This is a genomic window from Agromyces fucosus, assembly GCF_004134865.1.
In the GTDB taxonomy this organism is placed as follows: Bacteria; Actinomycetota; Actinomycetes; order Actinomycetales; family Microbacteriaceae; genus Agromyces; species Agromyces fucosus.
The window spans coordinates 839,009-859,095 of sequence record NZ_SDPO01000001.1; the positions used below are offsets into that span (position 1 = coordinate 839,009).

The 20,087-nt window shown below is 71.4% G+C and carries 17 protein-coding genes and 1 tRNA gene; 11 read left to right on the plus strand and 7 right to left on the minus strand.

From position 1 onward, the window contains the following. Position 1: 1 nt before the first annotated feature. From ESP57_RS03875 to ESP57_RS03885, 3 genes are read right to left on the minus strand one after another with little or no spacing between them, the layout of a single operon-like run. Positions 2–1,810 carry an acetolactate synthase large subunit gene (locus tag ESP57_RS03875; RefSeq protein WP_129230600.1) on the minus strand — a complete coding sequence of 603 codons (1,809 nt, stop codon included), beginning with the start codon at positions 1,808–1,810 and terminating at the stop codon, positions 2–4. Positions 1,811–1,854: 44 nt separating this feature from the next. Beyond that, positions 1,855–3,549 (minus strand): dihydroxy-acid dehydratase, encoded by a 1,695-nt coding sequence (ilvD, locus tag ESP57_RS03880; RefSeq protein WP_056009804.1) that lies wholly within the window; start codon positions 3,547–3,549, stop codon positions 1,855–1,857. 9 nt (positions 3,550–3,558) lie between these two features. After that, positions 3,559–5,805: a bifunctional alpha,alpha-trehalose-phosphate synthase (UDP-forming)/trehalose-phosphatase gene (locus ESP57_RS03885; RefSeq protein ID WP_082571341.1), complete on the minus strand. Its 2,247-nt coding sequence runs from the start codon at positions 5,803–5,805 to the stop codon at positions 3,559–3,561. 88 nt (positions 5,806–5,893) lie between these two features. Between ESP57_RS03885 and ESP57_RS03890 the strand changes: the two genes are divergently transcribed. Beyond that, complete coding sequence (locus tag ESP57_RS03890) at positions 5,894–6,295, plus strand: RidA family protein (protein WP_129230601.1); 402 nt, start codon at positions 5,894–5,896, stop codon at positions 6,293–6,295. Between the two features lie 58 nt (positions 6,296–6,353). Here ESP57_RS03890 and ESP57_RS03895 read toward each other — a convergent pair whose 3' ends face one another. From ESP57_RS03895 to ESP57_RS03905, 3 genes are read right to left on the minus strand one after another with little or no spacing between them, the layout of a single operon-like run. Further along, positions 6,354–8,327: a YhgE/Pip family protein gene (locus tag ESP57_RS03895; protein ID WP_129230602.1), complete on the minus strand. Its 1,974-nt coding sequence runs from the start codon at positions 8,325–8,327 to the stop codon at positions 6,354–6,356. Next, entirely contained in the window at positions 8,324–11,209 is a 2,886-nt protein-coding gene (locus ESP57_RS03900) for an MMPL family transporter (RefSeq protein ID WP_129230603.1), read from the minus strand. The genes ESP57_RS03895 and ESP57_RS03900 overlap by 4 nt, the downstream gene beginning before the upstream one ends. Positions 11,210–11,217: 8 nt before the next feature. Further along, the gene (locus ESP57_RS03905) at positions 11,218–11,820 is read right to left on the minus strand and encodes a TetR/AcrR family transcriptional regulator (protein ID WP_129230604.1); all 603 of its coding nucleotides are present in this window, start codon (positions 11,818–11,820) and stop codon (positions 11,218–11,220) included. Between the two features lie 97 nt (positions 11,821–11,917). On the opposite strand from ESP57_RS03905, the gene ESP57_RS03910 reads away from it, so the two are divergent. From ESP57_RS03910 to ESP57_RS03940, 7 genes are all read left to right on the plus strand, one after another. Next, the gene (locus ESP57_RS03910; protein WP_056009815.1) at positions 11,918–12,106 is read left to right on the plus strand and encodes a hypothetical protein; all 189 of its coding nucleotides are present in this window, start codon (positions 11,918–11,920) and stop codon (positions 12,104–12,106) included. Positions 12,107–12,208: 102 nt separating this feature from the next. Further along, complete coding sequence (locus ESP57_RS03915; protein WP_129230605.1) at positions 12,209–12,697, plus strand: hypothetical protein; 489 nt, start codon at positions 12,209–12,211, stop codon at positions 12,695–12,697. A 156-nt stretch (positions 12,698–12,853) separates the two neighbouring features. Beyond that, on the plus strand, positions 12,854–13,573 hold the full coding sequence (locus tag ESP57_RS03920) for a biotin transporter BioY (RefSeq protein ID WP_235507699.1): 720 nt from the start codon (positions 12,854–12,856) through the stop codon (positions 13,571–13,573). Beyond that, on the plus strand, positions 13,570–14,805 hold the full coding sequence (locus ESP57_RS03925) for a long-chain fatty acid--CoA ligase (protein WP_165877362.1): 1,236 nt from the start codon (positions 13,570–13,572) through the stop codon (positions 14,803–14,805). Before ESP57_RS03920 ends, ESP57_RS03925 begins: the two co-directional genes overlap by 4 nt. Next, on the plus strand, positions 14,802–16,001 hold the full coding sequence (locus tag ESP57_RS03930; protein ID WP_129230607.1) for a thiolase family protein: 1,200 nt from the start codon (positions 14,802–14,804) through the stop codon (positions 15,999–16,001). Before ESP57_RS03925 ends, ESP57_RS03930 begins: the two co-directional genes overlap by 4 nt. Continuing rightward, positions 15,998–16,687, plus strand: coding sequence for an energy-coupling factor ABC transporter ATP-binding protein (locus ESP57_RS03935; RefSeq protein ID WP_129230608.1), 690 nt, complete (start codon positions 15,998–16,000; stop codon positions 16,685–16,687). The genes ESP57_RS03930 and ESP57_RS03935 overlap by 4 nt, the downstream gene beginning before the upstream one ends. Further along, entirely contained in the window at positions 16,684–17,277 is a 594-nt protein-coding gene (locus tag ESP57_RS03940; protein ID WP_056009825.1) for an energy-coupling factor transporter transmembrane component T family protein, read from the plus strand. Before ESP57_RS03935 ends, ESP57_RS03940 begins: the two co-directional genes overlap by 4 nt. Positions 17,278–17,371: 94 nt before the next feature. Here ESP57_RS03940 and ESP57_RS03945 read toward each other — a convergent pair. Next, positions 17,372–17,444 (minus strand) — tRNA-Lys (locus ESP57_RS03945). A 147-nt stretch (positions 17,445–17,591) separates the two neighbouring features. Here ESP57_RS03945 and ESP57_RS03950 point away from each other — a divergent pair. The 3 genes from ESP57_RS03950 to ESP57_RS03960 all read left to right on the plus strand — a co-directional run bounded on the left by ESP57_RS03950 (position 17,592) and on the right by ESP57_RS03960 (position 20,060). After that, complete coding sequence (locus ESP57_RS03950; protein ID WP_129230609.1) at positions 17,592–18,461, plus strand: inositol monophosphatase family protein; 870 nt, start codon at positions 17,592–17,594, stop codon at positions 18,459–18,461. A 10-nt stretch (positions 18,462–18,471) separates the two neighbouring features. Then, complete coding sequence (locus tag ESP57_RS03955) at positions 18,472–19,395, plus strand: LLM class F420-dependent oxidoreductase (protein WP_129230610.1); 924 nt, start codon at positions 18,472–18,474, stop codon at positions 19,393–19,395. A 140-nt stretch (positions 19,396–19,535) separates the two neighbouring features. After that, on the plus strand, positions 19,536–20,060 hold the full coding sequence (locus tag ESP57_RS03960) for a septum formation family protein (RefSeq protein ID WP_115957470.1): 525 nt from the start codon (positions 19,536–19,538) through the stop codon (positions 20,058–20,060). Positions 20,061–20,087: the final 27 nt, after the last annotated feature.

A 20,087-nucleotide genomic window follows, 5' to 3' on the forward strand; every position in this document is an offset into this window, starting at 1 on the left:
GTCAGTCCTCCTCGCTGAAGGCCGGCGAGTGATCGCGGGCGTACTGGATGTAGCTGTTCGAGACGCCCTGCGGCACCATCGGCCACACCATCGCGTCGGCCGAGACGACGAAGTCGATCACCACGGGGCGGTCGTTCGTCTCGAGCGCGAGCTTGATGGCGTCGTCGATCTCCTCCGCCTTCGTGACCCGGATGCCGAGCGCGCCGTACGCCTCGGCGAGTGCCACGAAGTCGGGGATGCGCACGCTGTCGTGGCCCGTGTTCAGGTCGGTGTTCGAGTACCGGCCGTCGTAGAACAGGGTCTGCCACTGGCGCACCATGCCGAGGGAGGAGTTGTTGATGATCGCGACCTTGATCGGGATCTTGTTCAACGTGCAGGTCGCGAGCTCCTGATTGGTCATCTGGAAGCATCCGTCGCCGTCGATCGCCCAGACCACGCGGTCGGGCTCGGCGACCTTCGCGCCCATCGCCGCGGGAACGGCGTAGCCCATCGTGCCGGCGCCGCCCGAGTTCAGCCACGAGTTGGGGCGCTCGTACTTGATGAACTGCGCGGCCCACATCTGGTGCTGGCCGACGCCCGCGGCGTAGACCGCCTCGGGTCCGGTGAGCTCGCCGATGCGCTGGATGACCTGCTGCGGAGCGAGCAGTCCGTCAGAGGGCGTCGAGAACCCGAGCGGGAACTCCGCGCGGAGTCCGTCGAGCGTCGCCCACCACTCGTCGAGGTCGGGAGTGCCGGTCGCGCCCGCGACAGCGTCGCGGTAGGCGGCCTCGAGGTCGACGAGCACGTCTTTCGCGTCGCCCACGATGGGCACGTCGGCGACACGGATCTTGGAGATCTCCGCCGGGTCGATGTCGACATGCACGACCTTGGCGTTCGGCGCGAAGAGCGCCGCCTTGCCGGTCACGCGGTCGTCGAAGCGAGCACCGAGGGCGATGAGGAGGTCGGCCTCCTGCAGCGCGATCACGGCGGGGACCGTGCCGTGCATGCCGGGCATGCCGAGGTGCTGCTGGTGCGAGTCGGGGAAGGCGCCGCGGGCCATGAGCGTCGTCACGACCGGCGCGTTCGTCGTCTCGGCGAGGGCGAGCAACTCTTCGGAGGCACCTGCGCGGATCACGCCGCCGCCGACGTAGAGCACCGGGCGCTTCGCCTCGGCGAGCATCTGGGCGGCAGCCGCGACCTGCTTGCCGTGGGCCTTCGTGATCGGCCGGTAGCCCGGCAGGTCGATCTTCGGCGGCCAGCGGAAGACGGCCTTCGCCTGCTGCGCGTCCTTCGTGATGTCGACGAGCACGGGGCCCGGTCGGCCGGTCGAGGCGATGTGGTACGCCGCCGCGATGGTCGCCGGGATCTCCGAGGCATCCTTCACCAGGAAGGAGTGCTTCGTGATCGGCATCGTGATGCCGACGATGTCGGCCTCTTGGAAGGCGTCGGTGCCCATGAGGTTCGAGAACACCTGACCGGTGATCGCGAGCATCGGCACCGAGTCCATGTGAGCATCGGCGATGGCCGTGACGAGGTTCGTCGCGCCCGGGCCCGACGTCGCGATGGCGACGCCGACCTTGCCGGACGAGGAGGCGTACCCCTCGGCTGCGTGACCGGCGCCCTGCTCGTGGCGAACGAGGATGTGCCGGAGCTTCTTGCTGTCGAGCAGCGGGTCGTAGACGGGGAGGATCGCGCCGCCGGGGAGGCCGAACACGTCGGTGATGCCGAGCATCTCGAGTGAACGGACGACCGCCTCGGCGCCCGTGATCTCCACGGGAGCGCCGGAGGGCACTGATGCGGGCGATGGCACGGGACTGGATTCCGTGGTCATTCGGTTCCTGTTCTGGTGGACGGTGTGTGCGGGAAACGCAGCACTCAGCCCGTCGTGGCGCCTTCTGCGGCGGAACGCACGAGCTTCGAGTACTTCGCGAGGACGCCACGGGTATAGCGCGGGGGAAGCGGAGCCCAGCCTTCACGGCGGGCAGCCAGCTCGGCATCGTCGACCAGTAGGTCGATGGAACGAGCTGCGATATCGACCCGTATGAGATCACCATCGCGCACGAAGGCGATGGGACCTGCGTCCACCGCTTCGGGTGCCAGATGGCCGATGCAGAGGCCGGTTGTGCCGCCTGAGAATCGACCGTCCGTCAAGAGTAGTACATCTTTTCCGAGCCCGGCGCCCTTGATGGCCGCGGTGATGGCGAGCATCTCGCGCATGCCGGGGCCGCCCTTGGGTCCTTCGTAGCGGATGACGACCACGTCGCCGGCCTTGATCTCACCCGCCGTGAGGGCGTCCATGGCGGATCGCTCGCGCTCGAACACGCGCGCAGGGCCCTCGAACGTGGCAGCGTCGAAACCGGCGGTCTTCACGACCGCTCCCTCGGGTGCGAGGGAACCGTGCAGGATCGTGAGCCCGCCGGTCTCGTGGATCGGGTTGTCGAGCGTGCGCAGCACCTCGCCGTCGAGGGGCGGGAGGTTCAGCTCCTCGAGGTTCTCGGCCATCGTCTTGCCCGTGACGGTCAGCACGTCGCCGTGCAGGAGGCCCGCGTCGAGCAGCGCCTTCATGAGCACTGGCACGCCGCCGCGACGGTCGACGTCGTTCATGACGTACTTGCCGAAGGGCTTCAGGTCGCCGATGTGCGGCACCTTCGCGCCGATGCGGTTGAAGTCGTCGAGCGTGAGGTCGACCTCGGCCTCGCGAGCGATCGCGAGCAGGTGCAGCACGATGTTCGTGGAGCCGCCGAGGGCCATGCCGACGGCGATCGCGTTCTCGAACGCCTTCTTCGTGAGGATCTGACGCGCGGTGATGCCGTGCTTCAGGAGGTTGACGACGGCCTCGCCCGAGCGGTGCGCGTAGTAGTCGCGGCGGCGGTCGGCGGACGCCGGCGATGCCGAGCCCGGAAGCGAGAGGCCGAGGGCCTCGGCGACCGAGGCCATGGTGTTGGCGGTGTACATGCCGCCGCAGGCGCCCTCGCCCGGCGCGAACGCGCACTCGATGCGGTGCGCGTCCTCTGCGCTCATGGTGCCGGCCTTGACCGCGCCGACCGCCTCGAACGAGTCGATGATCGTGATGTCCTTCTCGGTGCCGTCGGACAGTCGCACCCAGCCCGGCGCGATCGAGCCCGCGTAGAGGAACACCGAGGCGAGGTCGAGACGCGCGGCAGCCATGAGCATGCCGGGGATCGACTTGTCGCAACCCGCGAGCAGCACTGATCCGTCGAGGCGCTCGGCCTGCATGACGACCTCGACGGAGTCGGCGATGACCTCACGCGAGACGAGGGAGAAGTGCATGCCCTCGTGGCCCATCGAGATGCCGTCGGAGACGGAGACGGTGCCGAACTGCAGCGGGTAGCCGCCGCCGCCGTGCACGCCCTCTTTCGCGGCCTGCGCGAGACGGGCGAGCGACAGGTTGCAGGGGGTGATCTCGTTCCAGGAGGACGCGATGCCGATCTGCGGCTTGTCCCAATCGGCGTCTCCCATGCCGACGGCTCGGAGCATGCCCCGACTGGTCATGGCTTCGATACCGTCGGTGACGGTGCGGCTACGAGGTTTGGGATCGAACTCCGACATGCAACGAGTCTATGGCCAGCGCGAGGGGCCCCCGTGCGTCGCTTCACGGGCCTCGGCGAGGCGCTCGAGGAGGTCGGCGACGTCTTCGGGGCTGCGTACGCGGTGGGCCGCGAGCGATCTACCCTGGCCGACCTTCACGCCCAGGTCCTCGGACTCGAGTGCGGCGAACGCGTCCTCGTCGGTGACGTCGTCTCCGACGTACATGACGGCGCTGGCACCCGCGTGCTGGCGGAGCCGGGTGAGGGCCTCCCCCTTGTCGCTCGGGCGCACCGAGAACTCGATCACGCCCTTGCCGCCGCGCACTGTCAATTCGGGGATCTCGGCTTCGACGCGGGCCTTCGCTGCGCGTTGCAGGTCGCTCGCGGCATCCGGTGCCACCTTCCGCGTGTGCAGCGCGAGGCCCGCCGGCTTCCACTCCACCCACGCGCCGTCGACGCCCGCTGCGACCTCGTCGAGCACCCGGGTGAGGTGCTCGAGGGCCGCGAGCTCGGCATCCCGGAGGTCGATCGTGACGCCGCCGGTGTCGAGTTGCAGCTCGACGCCGTGCGAACCGCTCATGAGCGTCCCTGCGGGCGGATCGGCGACCTCCTTCAGGCTCTCGAGCGCGCGCCCGGAGACGATCGCGACCCTCGTGTCGTCGGTCGCCGCGAGACGTTCGATCGCTGCGCGGGCGCGATTGGTCGCGCGCGCGTCTTCTGGTCGGTCGACGAGCGGCGCGAGCGTGCCGTCGAAGTCGAGGGCGACGAGCAGCCGATCGGTGCGGGCCAGACGCGTGATCGCGGCATCCAACCCGTCGGGGACACCGGAAGCGATGATGCCCGCGCCGGTGAGGGTCTTCAGGAACGTCGACGACCACTTCGCGACGTCGTTCTCGCGGACGCGGCGCCTGAGCGCTCGCATGCGCCGGGCGCGTTCCTTGCGCGGCATGTGCGCCGCTTCGACCATCGCGTCCTTCAGGCCCTCGATGTCGTGCGGGTTGACGAGGATCGCCTGGCGCAGTTCGTCGGATGCCCCGGTGAACTCGCTGAGCACGAGCACGCCGTCGTCGTCGAAGCTGCAGGCCACGAACTCCTTCGCGACGAGGTTCATGCCGTCGCGCAGAGCCGTCACGAGCATGACGTCGGAGGCGAGGTAGAGCGCGACCATCTCCTCGCGCGGATAGCCGTGGTGGAGGTAGGCGATCGCCTGGTGGCCGAGGGTCGAGTGGTCGCCGTTCAGGCGCCCGACCATGAGCTCGATCTCGTCGCGCAATTGGCGGTACGTCTCGACGCGTTCCCGCGACGGGCTCGCGACCTGCACGAGCGTGACGTCCTCGACCGAGAGCCGGCCGTCGCGCAGCAGCTCGCCGAAGGCCTTCAGCCGGTGCCGGATTCCCTTCGTGTAGTCGAGGCGGTCGACGCCGAGCATGATCGTCTCGGGGTTGCCGAGGCTCTCGCGGATCTCGTGGGCCCTCGCCTGCACGTCGGGTCGCCGCGCGAGCTCCTCGAATCCGGCGGAGTCGATCGAGATCGGGAACTGGCGGGCGACGACGTGCCGCACCTCGCCGTCGGGGCCGGGCACGTCGAGGACGCTGCCACGGGTGGCGTACCCGAAGAGGCGCCGCACCGCGCGCGTGAAGTTGCCGGCGTCGGCGGCACGCTGGAAGCCGATGACGTCGGCGCCGAGCAGTCCGTCGAGCACCTGTCGCCGCCACGGCAGCTGCGAGTAGATGCCGTATGCCGGGAACGGGATGTGGTTGAAGAAGCCGATCACGAGGTCGGGGCGTTTCTCGCGCAGCATCCGCGGCACGAGCTGCAACTGGTAGTCCTGCACCCACACGACCGCGCCGGGCGACGCCGCGCGTGCAGCGGCCTCGGCGAAGCGTCGATTGACCCGCACGTAGGCGTCCCACCATTCCCGGTGGTACGACGGCGGCGCGATGACGTCGTGGTAGAGCGGCCAGAGGGTGTCGTTGGAGAAGCCCTCGTAGTACTCCTCGAGCTCCGATTCTGAGAGCGGCACCGGGATGATGTTGATGCCGTCGTGCTCGAACGGGTCGAACTCGCGGTCGGCGACGCCGGCCCAGCCGACCCAGGCGCCGTCGGCGGCACGCATCACGGGTTCGAGGGCGGTGACGAGCCCGCCCGGCGAGCTCTTCCAGGTGGTCTCCCCATCGGGGCCCTGCAGGTAGTCGACCGGCAAGCGGTTCGAGACCACGATCATGTCGTAGGCGGCGTCGACGTAGAGATCGTCGCGTGCTGGTTCAGGGGCGTTCATACAGCGGATGTCCCTCCTCGCGCTCCGCTCAGGCTAACAGCCGCCCGGACTCGGCTCGGCTGTCGGCGGCAGGTGGGACCATGCGTGCATGGAGATCACACGAATCCAACCGGCCGGTCTCGTGGTGAGCCCGGCGTTCAGCCATGTCGCCGTCGTCCCCGCTGGCGCGACGACCATCTACGTCGGCGGCCAGAACGGCGTCGACGAGACCGGCGCCATCGTCTCCGACGACGTCGCCGCCCAGGCCGTCAAGTCCATCGACAACACCGCCGTCGCGCTCGAGGCGGCGGGCGCCTCGCTCGCCGACGTCGTGCAGTGGACCGTGTTCATCGCAGACGGCGCCGACCTCGGCGCCGCCTACGGGGCGATCGCACCGCGACTCGCCGGCACAGGGACTCCGCCGCTCGTGACCGCGGCGCTCGTCGCCGGGCTCGGCGTGCCGGGCGCGCTCATCGAGGTGAGCGCGATCGCTGCGCTGAACCCGGCCTGACCCGGCCGACCTCCCGGCCCTTGCCGGTTCCCGATGCGTGCGCGTCGCGCGTCGGGGCTCAGCCGAGCGCCGCCGCTGCGAAGCCGATCGAGCGGATGCCTCGGCGCCGACCGACCACGATGGCCGTGCCGAACACGCCCACGAGGCCGAAGACGACGAGCACTCCCGCCGCCATCGCGACCGATCCCCCGCCTGCGCCGGAGACGATGAACTGCATGCCCTGCACGGCCCAGGTGAGCGGCAGGAACGGGCTGATCACCTGATACGGCCCGCTCAGCACCTCGACCGGGTACAGGCCGCCCGACGCCGTGAGCTGCAGCGCGACGAGCACGAGCGAGATGAGCAGGCCCGCCCGCCCGAGCCAGACCGTCAGGAACGCGTGCAGCGAGGTGAACACGAGGGCGAGCAGCGCCGCGAAGGCGAGCGTCTGAGGCAGCAGGCTCCACGACGCGCCCATGACGCCGTGCAGGAGCAGCACGACCGTGACGGCCTGCGCGAGGGCGATGAGGCCGGCACGTGCGAGGGTGCGCCAGACGAGTCCGCCGGTCGAGGCGGTGGAGCGAAGCGCTTCCCGCCCGAACGGCCGGAACACGAGGAAGAGCGCGAGGGCACCGAGCCAGAGGCCGACCGGTACGAAGAGCATGCCGATGACGTCGCCGATGCCCACGATCTCGTGGTCGCGGGACGCGGCGACCGTGACCGGTTCGGCGATCACGTCGGCGGTCTTGGAGGCGTCGATGTCGGTGAGCGCGGTCGCACTCTCGGCACCCGAGGCCAGGCCCGCGGCGAGGGTGTCGGCGCCGCTCGCGAGCTGCGTCGCGCCGCTCGCGGCATCCGCCGCGCCGCCCTGGAGTGCGCCGAGTCCGCCGGCGAGGCTGTCGAGGCCCGTGGCGAGGCCGTCGGCGCCGTCGCGGAGCGCGGCCGATCCCCCGGCCAGCTGCGCGGCACCGTCCGCCGATTGGGCGATGCCGCCCTGGACGCCGTCGATACCGCTCGACGCCGATGCCGACAGGGTCGCACCCTGCGTGTCGAGCTGGGCGAGTCCGCCGCCGATGCCCGTCACTCCGGCTCGGAGGCCGCAGATGTCCGTCAGCGGATCAGGAAGCGGTGCCACTGCGCAGCTTGCGGCGCCGCCGGGGATGCTCGCGTCGATGAGGCCGAGCAGGCCGGGCTGTAGGGCCGCGTAGTTCGTGTTGATCGAGGAGACCCCGCCGGTGTACGCGGCGATTCCCGATGACAGGTCGTCGAGCCCGGCGGCACCGGCGTTCAGCTGACCGAGCCCGCCTGCCAGCCCGTCGACGCCCTGCGTGTACTGCGTGACACCCGCGGCGTACTGGTGCGCGCCGCTCGCGGCATCCGCTGCGCCCGTGGTCGCGGAGGCGACTCCGCTCGAGAGGGTGGTGAGCCCGCCGGCGAGGGAGCCGGCACCGCTCGAGAGCTGCGTCGCGCCGTCGGCGGCGTCGCCGAGCGAGCCGCCCATCGTCGCGAGGTTCGTGTAGAACCCCTCGAGGTACTGCGCGGTGAGCTCTCGGCCGAAGGTCGCCGACATCGCGTCGCCCACCGATTGGGCGACCGAGCCGGCGAGGTAGCCGTGGGCGTCGTCGGTGCGGATGTCGAGGTTCGCCTGCGTCGGGTCGGCGCTCGAAAGCGAAGTCACCGAGTCCGAGAAGTCGGACGGGATCGTCAGCACCGCGTACGCGTCGCCCGAGGCGAGCAGGTCGGCGGCCTCCTCGTCGTTCGAGATCGTCCACTGGAACCCGGAGGTCTCGGGGTCTGTCAGCTCGGTCACGAGCAGGCGACCCGCGAGCACGGGCTGCTCGGTGCCGTCGGGCAGCGTCATCGTGACCATCTCGTCGTTGTTCACGACGACGGCCGGAATCTGCTCGAGGTTGTCGCCGCCGTTGCCGACGGCGCCCGACACGAGTCCGGCGACCGCGAGCGGCACGGCGATGACCGCCGCGACCAGCACGCCGAAGCGCACGCGTCGCTGGCCCGGGGTGGAGCCGAAGAGTCGGGAGAGTCGGGTGCTCATCGGAGGGCCTCCTGGGCGGGCGAGACGGGTTCGAGGGTGCGGATGCCGCGGGCCGCGAGCTGCGGCGAGACCGCGGGTGACACGGCCGAGGTGCCGAGGCCGACGATCACGGTGACCTGGGCGGGCACGAGCGCGGCGAGCGCGTGCCAGAGGCCGCCCGTGGCCGAACCCGGATCGTCGTCGAGGTCGATGACGATCGCCTTCGGCCGTTCGGCGAGCGCCGCCGCGACGGCGACGAGCGTGCGGGCTTCGACGCCGAGGGCCGACAGCGGGGTCTCGGTCGTGAACCGCGGCCCGTCGGGGCCGTGGCCGGCCGCAGCGGCCGCCCGCTCGGTCCAGGTGCGCACGAGGCCGTTCGACGGGGCGATGCGGTACCACGGGCGCGTGGCGTCGAGGCGGGCGGCGATGAGCTCTCCGACCGTGCCGCCCGTCGCCGCATCTGCTGCGACCTCGGCGATCGCGACACCGCGCATGACGGTGCCCGCGCCGGACGGCAGCGGCGAGCCGAGCACCGCGAGGCGCCCTCCGACCGGCGCGAGCCGGCCCGCGAGCGTCGCCGAGACGACCCGGCGAGCGACGGCGTCGCCCTGCACGACGAGCACGCCGCCTGCGGGCACCTCGACGTTCAGCGGGCCGATCGGCCGCTCGGGCAGCCCGAAGACGGCGGCCTCGGCGTTCACGGCGGCCGGGCGGGATGCGGCCCACTCCTCCTGTTCGAGGTGGGTGCGCAGCCCCTCCCCCTCGATGTCGACGTTCGGCAGTGCCTTCGCGAGCCACTTCGGCAGCCACCAGGCGGCGTTGCCGGCGAGTGCCATCGCCGCGGGCACGAGCGTCATGCGCACGAGGAACGCGTCGAAGGCGACGCCCACGGCGAGCGCGAACGCGATGCCCTTGATCACGCCGGCGCCCTCGGGCACGAAGGCGAAGAAGACGAAGAACATGATGAGCGCGGCGGCCGTGACGACGCGTGCGGCGTGCTGGAACCCGTGCACGACGGACTTGCGAGCGTCGCCCGTCTTCACGTACTCCTCGCGCATGCCCGACACGAGGAACACCTGGTAGTCCATGGCGAGGCCGAACAGCACCGCCATGAGCAGGATCGGCAGGAAGCTCAGGATCGGACCCGGCTCGACGTGCAGCAGGTCGGCGAACCATCCCCACTGGAAGATCGCAACGGTGACGCCGATCGCGCCGAACGCCGAGAGCAGGAAGCCGAGGGCGGCCTTGATCGGCACGAACACCGAGCGGAACACCATGAGCAGGAGCACGATCGAGAGCCCCACGACGATGAGCGCGAACGGGATCAGCGCGTCGGCGAGCCGGTTCGAGATGTCGATCGCGACGGCCGTGTAGCCGGTGACGGCGATGGGCGTGCCGAAGTCTGCGGTGATCGAGGGCTCGAGCTCGCGGATGTTCTCGACGACGACCTTCGTCGCCGGAGCATCCGGAGCGCTCTCGGGGATCACCTGGATGATCGCCGTGTCGGCGGTCGCGTTCGGCAGCCCCTGTCCGACGAACGCGACGTCGTCGAGTTCGCCGATGCGGGCGCCGATGGCGTCGAGGTCGCCGAAGATGTCGGTCGTCTGGGTGATGTCGACGGTGACGATGAGCGGGCCGTTGTAGCCCGGCCCGAAGCCGTCCTCGATCATCTCGTAGGCCTCGCGCTGGCTCGAACCCTCGGTGCCCGAGCCGTTCGGGAGGTTGAGGTCGAGGCTGAGGGCCGGCACGGCGGCTGCGCCGAGCAGGCCCACCACGATCACGACGAACGCCACGGGAGCCTTCAGCACGAGGTCGACCCAGCGGCGGCCCATCGTGCGCTTGCCGCTGTCGTCGTCGGCGTTCGCGCGGCGGTGAGCCCGGCTGCCCGGCTTCGGCACGAGCTTGCGGCCGAAGACGCCGAGCAGGGCCGGCAGCAGCGTGACGGCGCCCGCCACGGCGATGAGCACGGCGAAGGCCGCTCCGACGCCCATGACGCTGAGGAACGGGATGCCGACAACGAGGAGCCCGAGCAGCGCGATGATGACGGTGAGTCCTGCGAAGACCACGGCGCCGCCCGCCGTCGCGACCGCCTCGGCGGCCGACTCCTCGGGGTCCTGGCCGCGAGCGAGCTGGTTCCGATGCCGCGACAGGATGAAGAGCGCGTAGTCGATGCCGACCGCGAGCCCGATCATGACGGCGAGCATGGGCGCGGTCGAGGAGACCGTCGTGAACGCGGCCACGATCGAGATGCCGCCGAAGGCCGCGCCGACGCCGACGAGGGCGGTGAGCAGCGGCATGCCGGCCGCGAGGAGCGAGCCGAACGTGATGATGAGCACGACGGCGGCGAACAGCACGCCGAACACCTCGGTGATCGTCAGCCCGAAGCTCGTCTCCTGGAAGACGTCGCCCCCGAACGCCACCGTGAGACCGGCATCGCTGCCGAGCTCGCCGGTCGCCTCGACCGCCTCGAGTGACTCCGGCGCCACGTCGGTGACCGGGCCGTCGAACTGGATCTGGATGTAGGCGGTGCGACCGTCGCCCGAGACCTGGTCGCCCGCGTACTCGTCGAACGGACCGAGCACGCTCGCGACGCCGTCGACCTGTTCGAGTTCGGTCTCCATCGCCTCGATCGCATCGCGCGCCGAGGCGGCCTCCACCGTCTCGCCGTCGGGCGCCTCGACGACGGCCTTGGCGGACGCGCCGGCGGTCTCGGGGAACACGGCGGCGAGCTGGTCGATCGCGGTCTGCGACTCGGTGCCGGGAATGGCGAAGGAGTCCTGCAGCTGGCCGCCGAGCGCGAGACCCGTGCCCAGCAGGCCGCCGAGCAGGAGCACCCACGCGACGATGACGTACCAGGCGCGGCGGAACGCGAAGCGGCCGATGCGGTGGAGGAGGAGAGCCATGGGCGGGCCTATCGGGTCGGGCGGCCGTCGGCCGTCAGCAGGAGTTCGGAGAGCACGGAGATCAGCGCGTCGCGCACGTCGGCGTCGGCGAACTGCTGCTCGTCGTCGTCGAGGAAGGTGGCGCCGGCGACGAGCGTGTACGTGGCGCCCGCGAGCGCGACGCCGAAGCGCATCTGCTCGGCGAGGCTCGCGTCGTCGGCGCAGATCGAGTCGGCGAGACCGCGGATGGCGGTGTTCGCACGTTCGATGACCGGCAGCCCCCGGAGCGACTGGCCCTGATTCACGAAGGTGTGCACGGCGAGCCGATTGCCGAGCAGGAAGTCGACGAAGCGCTCGATGAAGACCGCCTGCGCAGCCGCCGAGCGGCCGCCAGCGACGAAGTCCCCGAGCAGGGACTCGAGCCGGTCGATCGACGGGCCGATCGCCGCCTCGAGCAGCGCCTCCTTCGACGCGTAGTGGTAGAGCACGCTGGACTTCGAGTAGCCGGCGTGGTCGGCGATCTGCTGCAGCGAACTCGCGGCGAAGCCGACGGTCGCGAACTGCTCGAGTGCCGCCTGGCGCAGTTCGTCGCTGGCGCGCACGCGGGGGGGCACGGATGCATCGGTGGGCATACGTCCACGGTAATTGACCGATCGGTCAGCTCCTGCACGATCGGTCAGATTCACGGATGTCTCTCAGCCCCCGGAAACGGCACGGTAGCGTTGCGACATGCGCAAGTACCTCTTCAGCGGCGCCGTGATCAGCGCCATCATCAGTGGCATCGGCGTGGTGAAGACCACCGCCTCCGGACCCCGCGACTGGCGCCTCCTGCTCATGTGGGTGTCGTGGGCCGCGAGCCTCGCGATCGCCATCGGCACGGTCGCCGAGGAGACCAAGCAGGGCGAGATCGGCGAATAACGACCCCGCGACGGCGTTGCGCGGCGTGTCACTCGCAATCCGCTCCAGCGTGCCCGAAACTGGGACGAACGACCCGAGAAGAACCCACGAGAGGTGTCACCGATGTTCCGCCGCTGGCGCCGTGCACGGCTTGCCGCCCAGGCCTCCGCCCATGTTGCCGCCCCGACCCCGCACCCTTCAGCGGCGGATCTTCGCGGCGAGCACATCTTCGAGCTGCTGAACTCGCGGCTGTCCGAATTCATCGGGCCGGGCGGCGGCTGGTCGCTCGTGCGCAAGTCCGACGGGGACACCGACCGCATCTTCCACGCGATGCTCACGCACCAGATCGCGGCCGAGCTCACGCGCGCCATCCTCGAAGAGCGCGACTCCGTCGCCGTCGTCGTGCCGGCCGGCGAAGAGACCCTCGCGCTCGGCTGGGAGCCTGCGCCGCTCATCGTCTGGGCCGACCCGGTCGAGACCGCGCAGCCCGAGGCTGCTGCGCCCGTCGAGGTCACGGCCGACGAGCAGTTCGCCGAGGCATCCGCCCAGGTCGAGGCCGCCGCGCTGCCGACGATCGGTGCCGCGACGGCCCTCGAGGCTCGCGCCGCCTGAGCCGGTAGCCGCGTCCGCAGGCTGGGTTTCACCGGAGCGGACCTCGCGCTCCAAAATCGGCCCCGCATTCTTGTACCGCGATCCGGGAATCGGCTCCCCCGCTCCTCGTAGCGTGATCTACGGGCAATCGCCCGCACGCCACGAGAGGGGAACCCGTTGAGCTCCGCCCACAGCACCACTCCGAGCACCGGTCCGAGCACGATCGAGTCGAGTGCGCCGCTCCCGCCGGCCCGCCCGCGGAGGAGCAGCGCCCGCGACCTCGCGCAGATCGCCGTGTTCGCCGCCCTCATCGCCGCACTGGGCCTGCCCGGGGCGCTCTCCATCGGCGGCGCCGCCGTGCCGATCACGTTCCAGACGCTCGGCGTCATGCTCGCCGGCGCCATCCTGGGAGCACGGAAGGGAACGCTCTCAGTGCTCCTCTTCATCGCGCTCGTCGCCGCCGGCCTGCCGCTGCTCTCGGGCGGCCGGGGCGGTCTCGGCGTCTTCGTCGGGCCGTCGGTCGGATACCTCGTCGGCTGGCTGCTCGGCGCCGCCGTGATCGGCTGGGCGACCGCACGGCTGCTGCCCCGGTACCCGATCGTGCCGGCGCTCGCCTGGACCGCGCTCGGCGGGATCGTCGCCATCTACCTCGTCGGGGTGCCCGTCTTCGCCCTGATCACCGGCACGCCCCTCGACGTCGCACTGATCGGCTCCACCGTGTTCCTTCCGGGCGACCTCCTCAAGGTCGTCGTGACGGTGCTCGTGGCGAAGGGCGTGCACCGCGCATGGCCGGGGCTCATCGAGCCGAAGTCGTGGCCGTGGGCTCGGTCGGGAGCCATCGTCACCGACCAGGCTTCCGCCGCGACCGCTCCGGAGCCGACGGACCGCTCGGCGTGAGCGACTGGCTGCGGGGACCGCGCGGCGGCATCGCCCTCGCGTTCGGCGGCGACGCCGTGCGCTACGGCGAGCTCGCCGACGCGGTCGCCGCAGCACGGCTGCCGAGCGGCGACGACGTGGTCGCCTGCCCGGCCGGCACCGACCCCGTCGGGCTCGTCACGCTCGTGCTCGCCTGTCTCGAGCGTGGGCGCCCGGTACTGGTGGGCGGCGATTCCGCCGATGCGGTGCGTGTCTCGAGCGAGCTGCCGCCCGGAACCGAGCTCGCGGTGCTCACCTCGGGCTCGTCGGACCCAGCGGGTATGCCACGAGCGGTGGCCCGGACGAACGCCTCCTGGCTCGCCTCTGCGGCCCCGCTCGCCGAGGTCGCCGGGCTCCGAGCGAGCGACCGCATCGCCGTCACCGGACCGCTTCACGTCTCCATGCACCTCTACGCGGCCCTCCATGCGCTCTGGCTCGGCGCCACGGTCGGCGACCAGGTCGTCGGAGCGAGCGCGGTGCACGCGACCCCGACGCGTCTCGCACGGCTCCTCGAGGTCGACGCACCACCTCCCGCGGCGATCGTCGCCGGCGCCGCGTTGAGCGAGTCGCTGCGCGCACGAGCGACCGCTCGCGGCATCCGCCTGACCGAGTACTACGGTGCCGCCGAACTCTCCTTCGTGGCCGTCGGCCGCGGCGACTCGCTCGAGCCGTTCCCGGGCGTCGAGGTCGAGCTCCGGCCGACCGCGGCCGGTCCGGAGCTCTGGGCACGCTCCCCCTACCTCGCGCTCGGGGTCGTCGGAGGCGGCATGCTCCGCCGCGACGACCGCGGCTTCGCCACCGTCGGCGACCTCGCCGAACCGATCGGCGCCGACGCGTTCCGCATCGTCGGTCGCGGCGACGCCGCGATCACGACCGCGGGCGCGACCGTGCTCGCCGAAGACCTCGAGGCGCGCCTCCTCGCGCTGCCCGGGGTCGTGGCCGCCGTCGTGCTCGGCGAGCCGCACGACCTGCTCGGCGAACGCATCGTCGCCGTGGTCGAGCTCGACGCCGCGACCGAGGCCTCGGCGGTCATCGACGCCGCACGGCAGCACATTCCCGCGGCGGAACTGCCGCGGCGCTGGTTCGTGGGCGCCGTTCCGACGACCGCCTCGGGCAAGCCTGCACGCGGGATCCTCCGCGCCGCGCTCGCGGCGGGAACCCTCGGCGCGCCGCACCCGTCGCATCCGTCGACCTCCGAACGGAGCAACGCATGACCCCCGTCGGCGACGCTCGCTCGGCACCCGTGATCGTCGCCCCGCTGCGCACCGCGATCGGCACGGCGGGACGAGGATTGGCCGCGCTCACCGTCGACGCGCTCGCCGCCCCGGTCCTCGCCGAGGTCGCAGCGACCGTCGCGCCGAGCGGTCTGCCGATCGACGACGTCGTGCTCGGCAACTGCATGGGACCGGGCGGCGACCTCGCTCGCGTCGCTGCCTTGCGGGCCGGACTCGGTGACTCGGTGCCCGGCGTCACGGTCGATCGGCAGTGCGGTTCGGGTCTCGACGCCGTCATGCAGGCGGCCACGCGGGTCGGGGCAGGTCAGGGCGAGCTGTTCCTCGCCGGCGGCGCGGAGTCGGCATCGACGGCGCCGCACCGGTTCTGGCCGGAGTCGGGCGATCGCTACACGCGCGCCCCGTTCGCGCCGGTCGGGTTCCCCGATCCCGACATGGGCCCCGCCGCCGATCGACTCGCCGCCCTGCGCGGCATCTCCCGTGAACGCCAGGACGCCTGGGCGGCACGGTCGCACGCACGCGCCGCCGCTGCCCAGTCGAACGGCGTCTTCGACGGTGAGATCGTCGAAGTCGGCGGCATCGCGCGAGACGACCGCCCGCGAGCATCGATGGACGTGACACGGCTCGCACGATTCGCCCCTGCCTTCGCCGTCGTCTCCGAGACCGACCCCGACGCCGGCGCCGCAGTGGGCACGACGGTGGGCACGACGGGCACCGTCACCGCGGGCAACTCCTGCGGCTTCTCCGACGGCGCCGCGGTGATGGCGGTCACGACCGGCCGAACCGCACGCGACCTCGGCCTCCCCGCGCTGCGCATCGTGGCGGCCGCCGTCACCGGCAGCGATCCCGCGCTGCCGGGCCTCGGCGCCGCACCCGCCGCCCGCCTCGCCCTCACCCGAGCCGGCCTCGCTCCACCTGAGCTCGGCTTCGTCGAAATCACCGAGGCGTTCGCAGCGCAGCTCCTCGCGGTCAGCGACGAGCTCGCGCTCGACGAGTCGATCATCTCTGGCGACGGCGGTGCCATCGCGCTCGGGCATCCGTGGGGCGCCTCGGGGGCCGTGCTGCTCGTGCGCCTCGCCGCCCGCATGTTCGCGTCGGACGACGCCCGCCCCGGACTCGCCGCGTGCTCGATCGGCGGCGGCCAGGGAATCGCGATGATCGTGGAGCGGATGCAATGAACGAGATCGTCTTCGACCATGTCAGCCACGAGTTCGATGCCGAACGCGTCGTCGACGACGTCTCGCTCGTGCTCCGCGAGCACCGTATCGGCATCGTCGGGGCGAACGGCTCGGGCAAGTCGACGCTCGCGCGCATGATCAACGGCCTCGTCACGCCGACCGCCGGCCGCGTCACCGTCGGCGGGCTCGACCTCGCCCGGCATGCGCGCGAGGTGCGCCGCACCGTCGGCTTCGTGTTCACGAACGCCGACAACCAGATCGTGATGCCCACGGTGCGCGAGGACGTCGCGTTCACGCTGCGCCGGCACAAGCTCGAGCGAGCGGATGCCGCGGCGCGCGTCGAGGCGGCCCTGCACCGGTTCGGACTCCACGAGCTGGCCGACCGACCGGCGCACCGCCTCTCGGGCGGGCAGAAGCAGCTGCTCGCCCTCGCTTCGGTGCTCGTCGCAGAACCGGCCGTGATCGTCGCCGACGAGCCGACCACGCTGCTCGACGCACGCAACGCGCGCCTCGTCGGCGAGCACTTCGCCGAGCTGCCGCAGCAGCTCGTCGTCGTCAGCCACCAGCTCGAGCTGCTCGACGGCTTCGACCGCGTCATCGTGATGGAGGCCGGGCGAGTCGTCGCCGACGATCGGCCCGAGGTGGCGCTCGAGACCTATCGCGAGCTCATCGGCAGCCCGCGATGATCGGGGTGTTCCATCCCGGACGCTCGCTCGTGCATCGGGCGCCGGCGCTCGCGAAGCTCGGCCTGCTCGCCGTGCTCGTCACGGTGATCGCCCTCCAGACCTCGCTCGTCGCCCTCGCCGTGGCGTCGGGCCTCGTGGTCGCCCTCTTCCTCGTCGCATGGCTGCCCGTGGGGCTCGTCTGGCGGCAGATCGTGCCGGTCCTCTGGCTCCTGGCCTTCGCCGTGCCCGTGCAGGTCGTATTCGGCGGCTGGGAGGCCGCTGCGACGATGGCGGTGCGTCTCGTGCTCGCCGTCGCCCTCGCGGCGCTGTACACGCTCACGACGCCCGTGACGGCGACCCTCGACGCGATGCAGGCGCTGCTCCGCCCGTTCCGTCGCTGGATCGACCCCGACCGGGTGGGGCTCACGCTCGCGCTGACGATCAGGTGCGTCCCGCTCCTCGCCGACATCGTGCGCGAGGTGCTCGAGGCGAGGAAGGCGCGCGGCGCCGAGGGTTCGGTCGTGGCGCTCGCCGTACCCGTCATCGTGCGGGCGCTGCAGACCGCCGAGCACCTCGGGGACGCGCTGACCGCACGCGGCTTCGACGACTGACACGGCGACGCGAAGCGCCACCGGTACCTGTCGGATGCGGTACCCCGGGAAATGAAAAAGCCCCGAACCCGGCGAGAGGTTCGAGGCTTTATCGTGCACCCCCTCGGACTTGAACCGAGAACCCACTGATTAAGAGTCAGTTGCTCTGCCGATTGAGCTAGAGGTGCATACTGCGTTGTTTCGGCCCGGATTTTCAACAACCCGAACCGAGGAATCACAGTATCAGGAGAATGCGCTGTTGCGCCAATCGAGCCGGAGATCGGCGCGTCGCGACGAGGTCCGCTCTCCATGATCGCCCGCGATAGCCTGATCGAGTGACCGCCGACTCCGCTGACCAGCTCACCTCCGACCTCGCGCTCGCCCTCGAACTGGCCGACCTTGCCGACGCGGTCTCCATCGGGCGGTTCCGCGCGATCGACCTCGACGTGCAGACGAAGCCCGACCGCTCGCCTGTCACCGAGGCCGACCTCGCCGTCGAGCGGGCGATCCGCGAGCGCCTCGCCGCGGCCCGCCCAGACGACGGCATCCTCGGCGAGGAGTTCGGCACCGAGGGCGACGGCGCGCGGCAGTGGATCATCGACCCCATCGACGGCACCGCGAACTTCCTGCGGGGCGTGCCGGTGTGGGGCACGCTCATCTCGCTCGCGATCGACGGCGTGCCGGTCGTCGGCGTGGCATCCGCCCCGGCCATGGGCCGCCGCTGGTGGGCGGCGACCGGACTCGGCGCCTGGACCACGACGTCGGCGGCAGAGGCCGGAGCGAGCGACGCCGGCACGAGCGATGCCGACACCGCCGGCGGCGAGGCATCCGTGCCCGGGGCCCGTCGCCTGCAGGTCTCCGGCGTCGCCTCCCTCGCCGACGCCTCGCTGAGCTTCCAGAGCCTCGCCCAGTGGCGCGACGCGGGCTACCTCGACCGCCTGCTCGCGCTCTCCGAGCGCGTCTGGCGCGACCGGGCCTACGGCGACCTGTGGTCGTACATGCTCCTCGCCGAGGGGCTCATCGACATCACGGGCGAGTTCGACGTCAAGCCGTACGACCTCGCCGCACTCATCCCCATCGTCGAGGAGGCCGGCGGCCGCTTCACGGCGATCACGGGCGAGCCCGGGCCGTGGCACGGCAGCGCGCTCGCGAGCAACGGCGCCCTCCACGACGAGGTGCTCGCGGCGCTGGGCGACGAGGCGTAGGCGGCGCGGAATGGAGATCTGCATCTTCACCGAGCCGCAGCAGGGCGCGAGCTACGACGACCAGCTCGCGCAGGCGAGCGCCGCCGAGCGACTCGGCTTCGACGGATGGTTCCGCTCCGACCACTACCTCGCGATGGGCGACGGCGATCCCCTCCCCGGTCCGACGGATGCCTGGACCACTCTCGCCGGGCTCGCCCGGGAGACCCGGCGCATCCGGCTCGGCACGCTCGTCTCCTCGGCGACGTTCCGGCACCCGTCGGTGCTCGCGATCCAGGTTGCACAGGTCGACGCGATGTCGGGCGGCCGGGTCGAGCTCGGGCTCGGCACCGGGTGGTTCGCCGAGGAGCACGAGGCCTACGGCATCCCCTTCCCCGCCAAGCGCTTCGGCATGCTCGAGGAACAGCTCGAGGTCGTCACGGGCCTTTGGTCGACTCCCGTCGGCGAGCACTACGACTTCGCCGGCGAGCACTACCGCCTCGCGCACTCCCCCGCACTTCCGAAGCCGGCGCAGACCGTCGTGCCGATCATCATCGGCGGCTCGGGGCCGAAGCGCACCCCGGCGATCGCCGCCCGGTTCGCGAGCGAGTTCAACATCGGGTTCCGCGACGAGGCCGTCGTCGCCGGCATGTTCGACCGGGTGCGGCGGGCATGCGATGACATCGACCGCGACCCCGAATCGATGCGCATGAGCGTCGCGCTGCCCACGGTGGTCGCGACCTCCGATGCCGACTACCAGCGCCGGCTCGCGGCGATCGGCGAAGACCCGGCGACGTTCGCCGGCGTCAACATCGCCGGCTCTCCCGCGGCCGCCGTCGAGAAGGTGCTGCGACTGCGCGAGCTCGGGGCCGAGCGCGTCTACCTGCAGCTCGTCGACCTGCGCGATCTCGAGCACCTCGAGCTCATCGCGGCCGACGTGCTTCCGCATCTGCGCTGACGGCGTGCAGCGCGTCGCCGGCTCCCGATAGGCTGACGTCGAAATCAACCGGATGGGGCGGGGGCGCCGGTCGATCGGTGCGCCCTCCCGGTCATCCGACCCCGTATCCCGACCCCATTCGAACCGAGAGGCCCTACCTCGTGAACATCCACAAGCGCCGCACCCTGACGCGCGCCATCGTCGCCATCGCCGCCGTCGCGGTCGTGATCCCGCTCAGCGGCTGCAGCATCCTCCGAGACCTCACCGGAGGCCCGGCGCCGCAGCCCGAGCGCGACGAGACGACCCAGGAGATCGTCGAGGAGGGTGACGCCGACGTCTTCGCACTCATGGTCGGCGACTGCATGAACGAGGTCTCCGAAGAGCTCGTCTCCGAGGTGCCGGTCGTGCCGTGCGACCAGCCGCACGACGAAGAGGTGTACTTCGACCTCACGCTCGAGGGCGAGGAGTACCCCGGCGACGACGTCATCCAGACGCAGTCCGACGAGGCCTGCCTCGCGCAGTTCGAACCCTTCGTCGGCCTCGCCTACGACTCGTCGGCGCTCGGTTTCTACGCCTACCGCCCCTCGCAGGAGAGCTGGGAGCAGATGGACGACCGAGTCGTCTCGTGCGTGATCTACGACCCCGCCGGTCAGGTCACCGGCACGCTGGCGGGCGCGGCCCGCTGACGAACGGATGCCGCGTGGCGCGCCGTC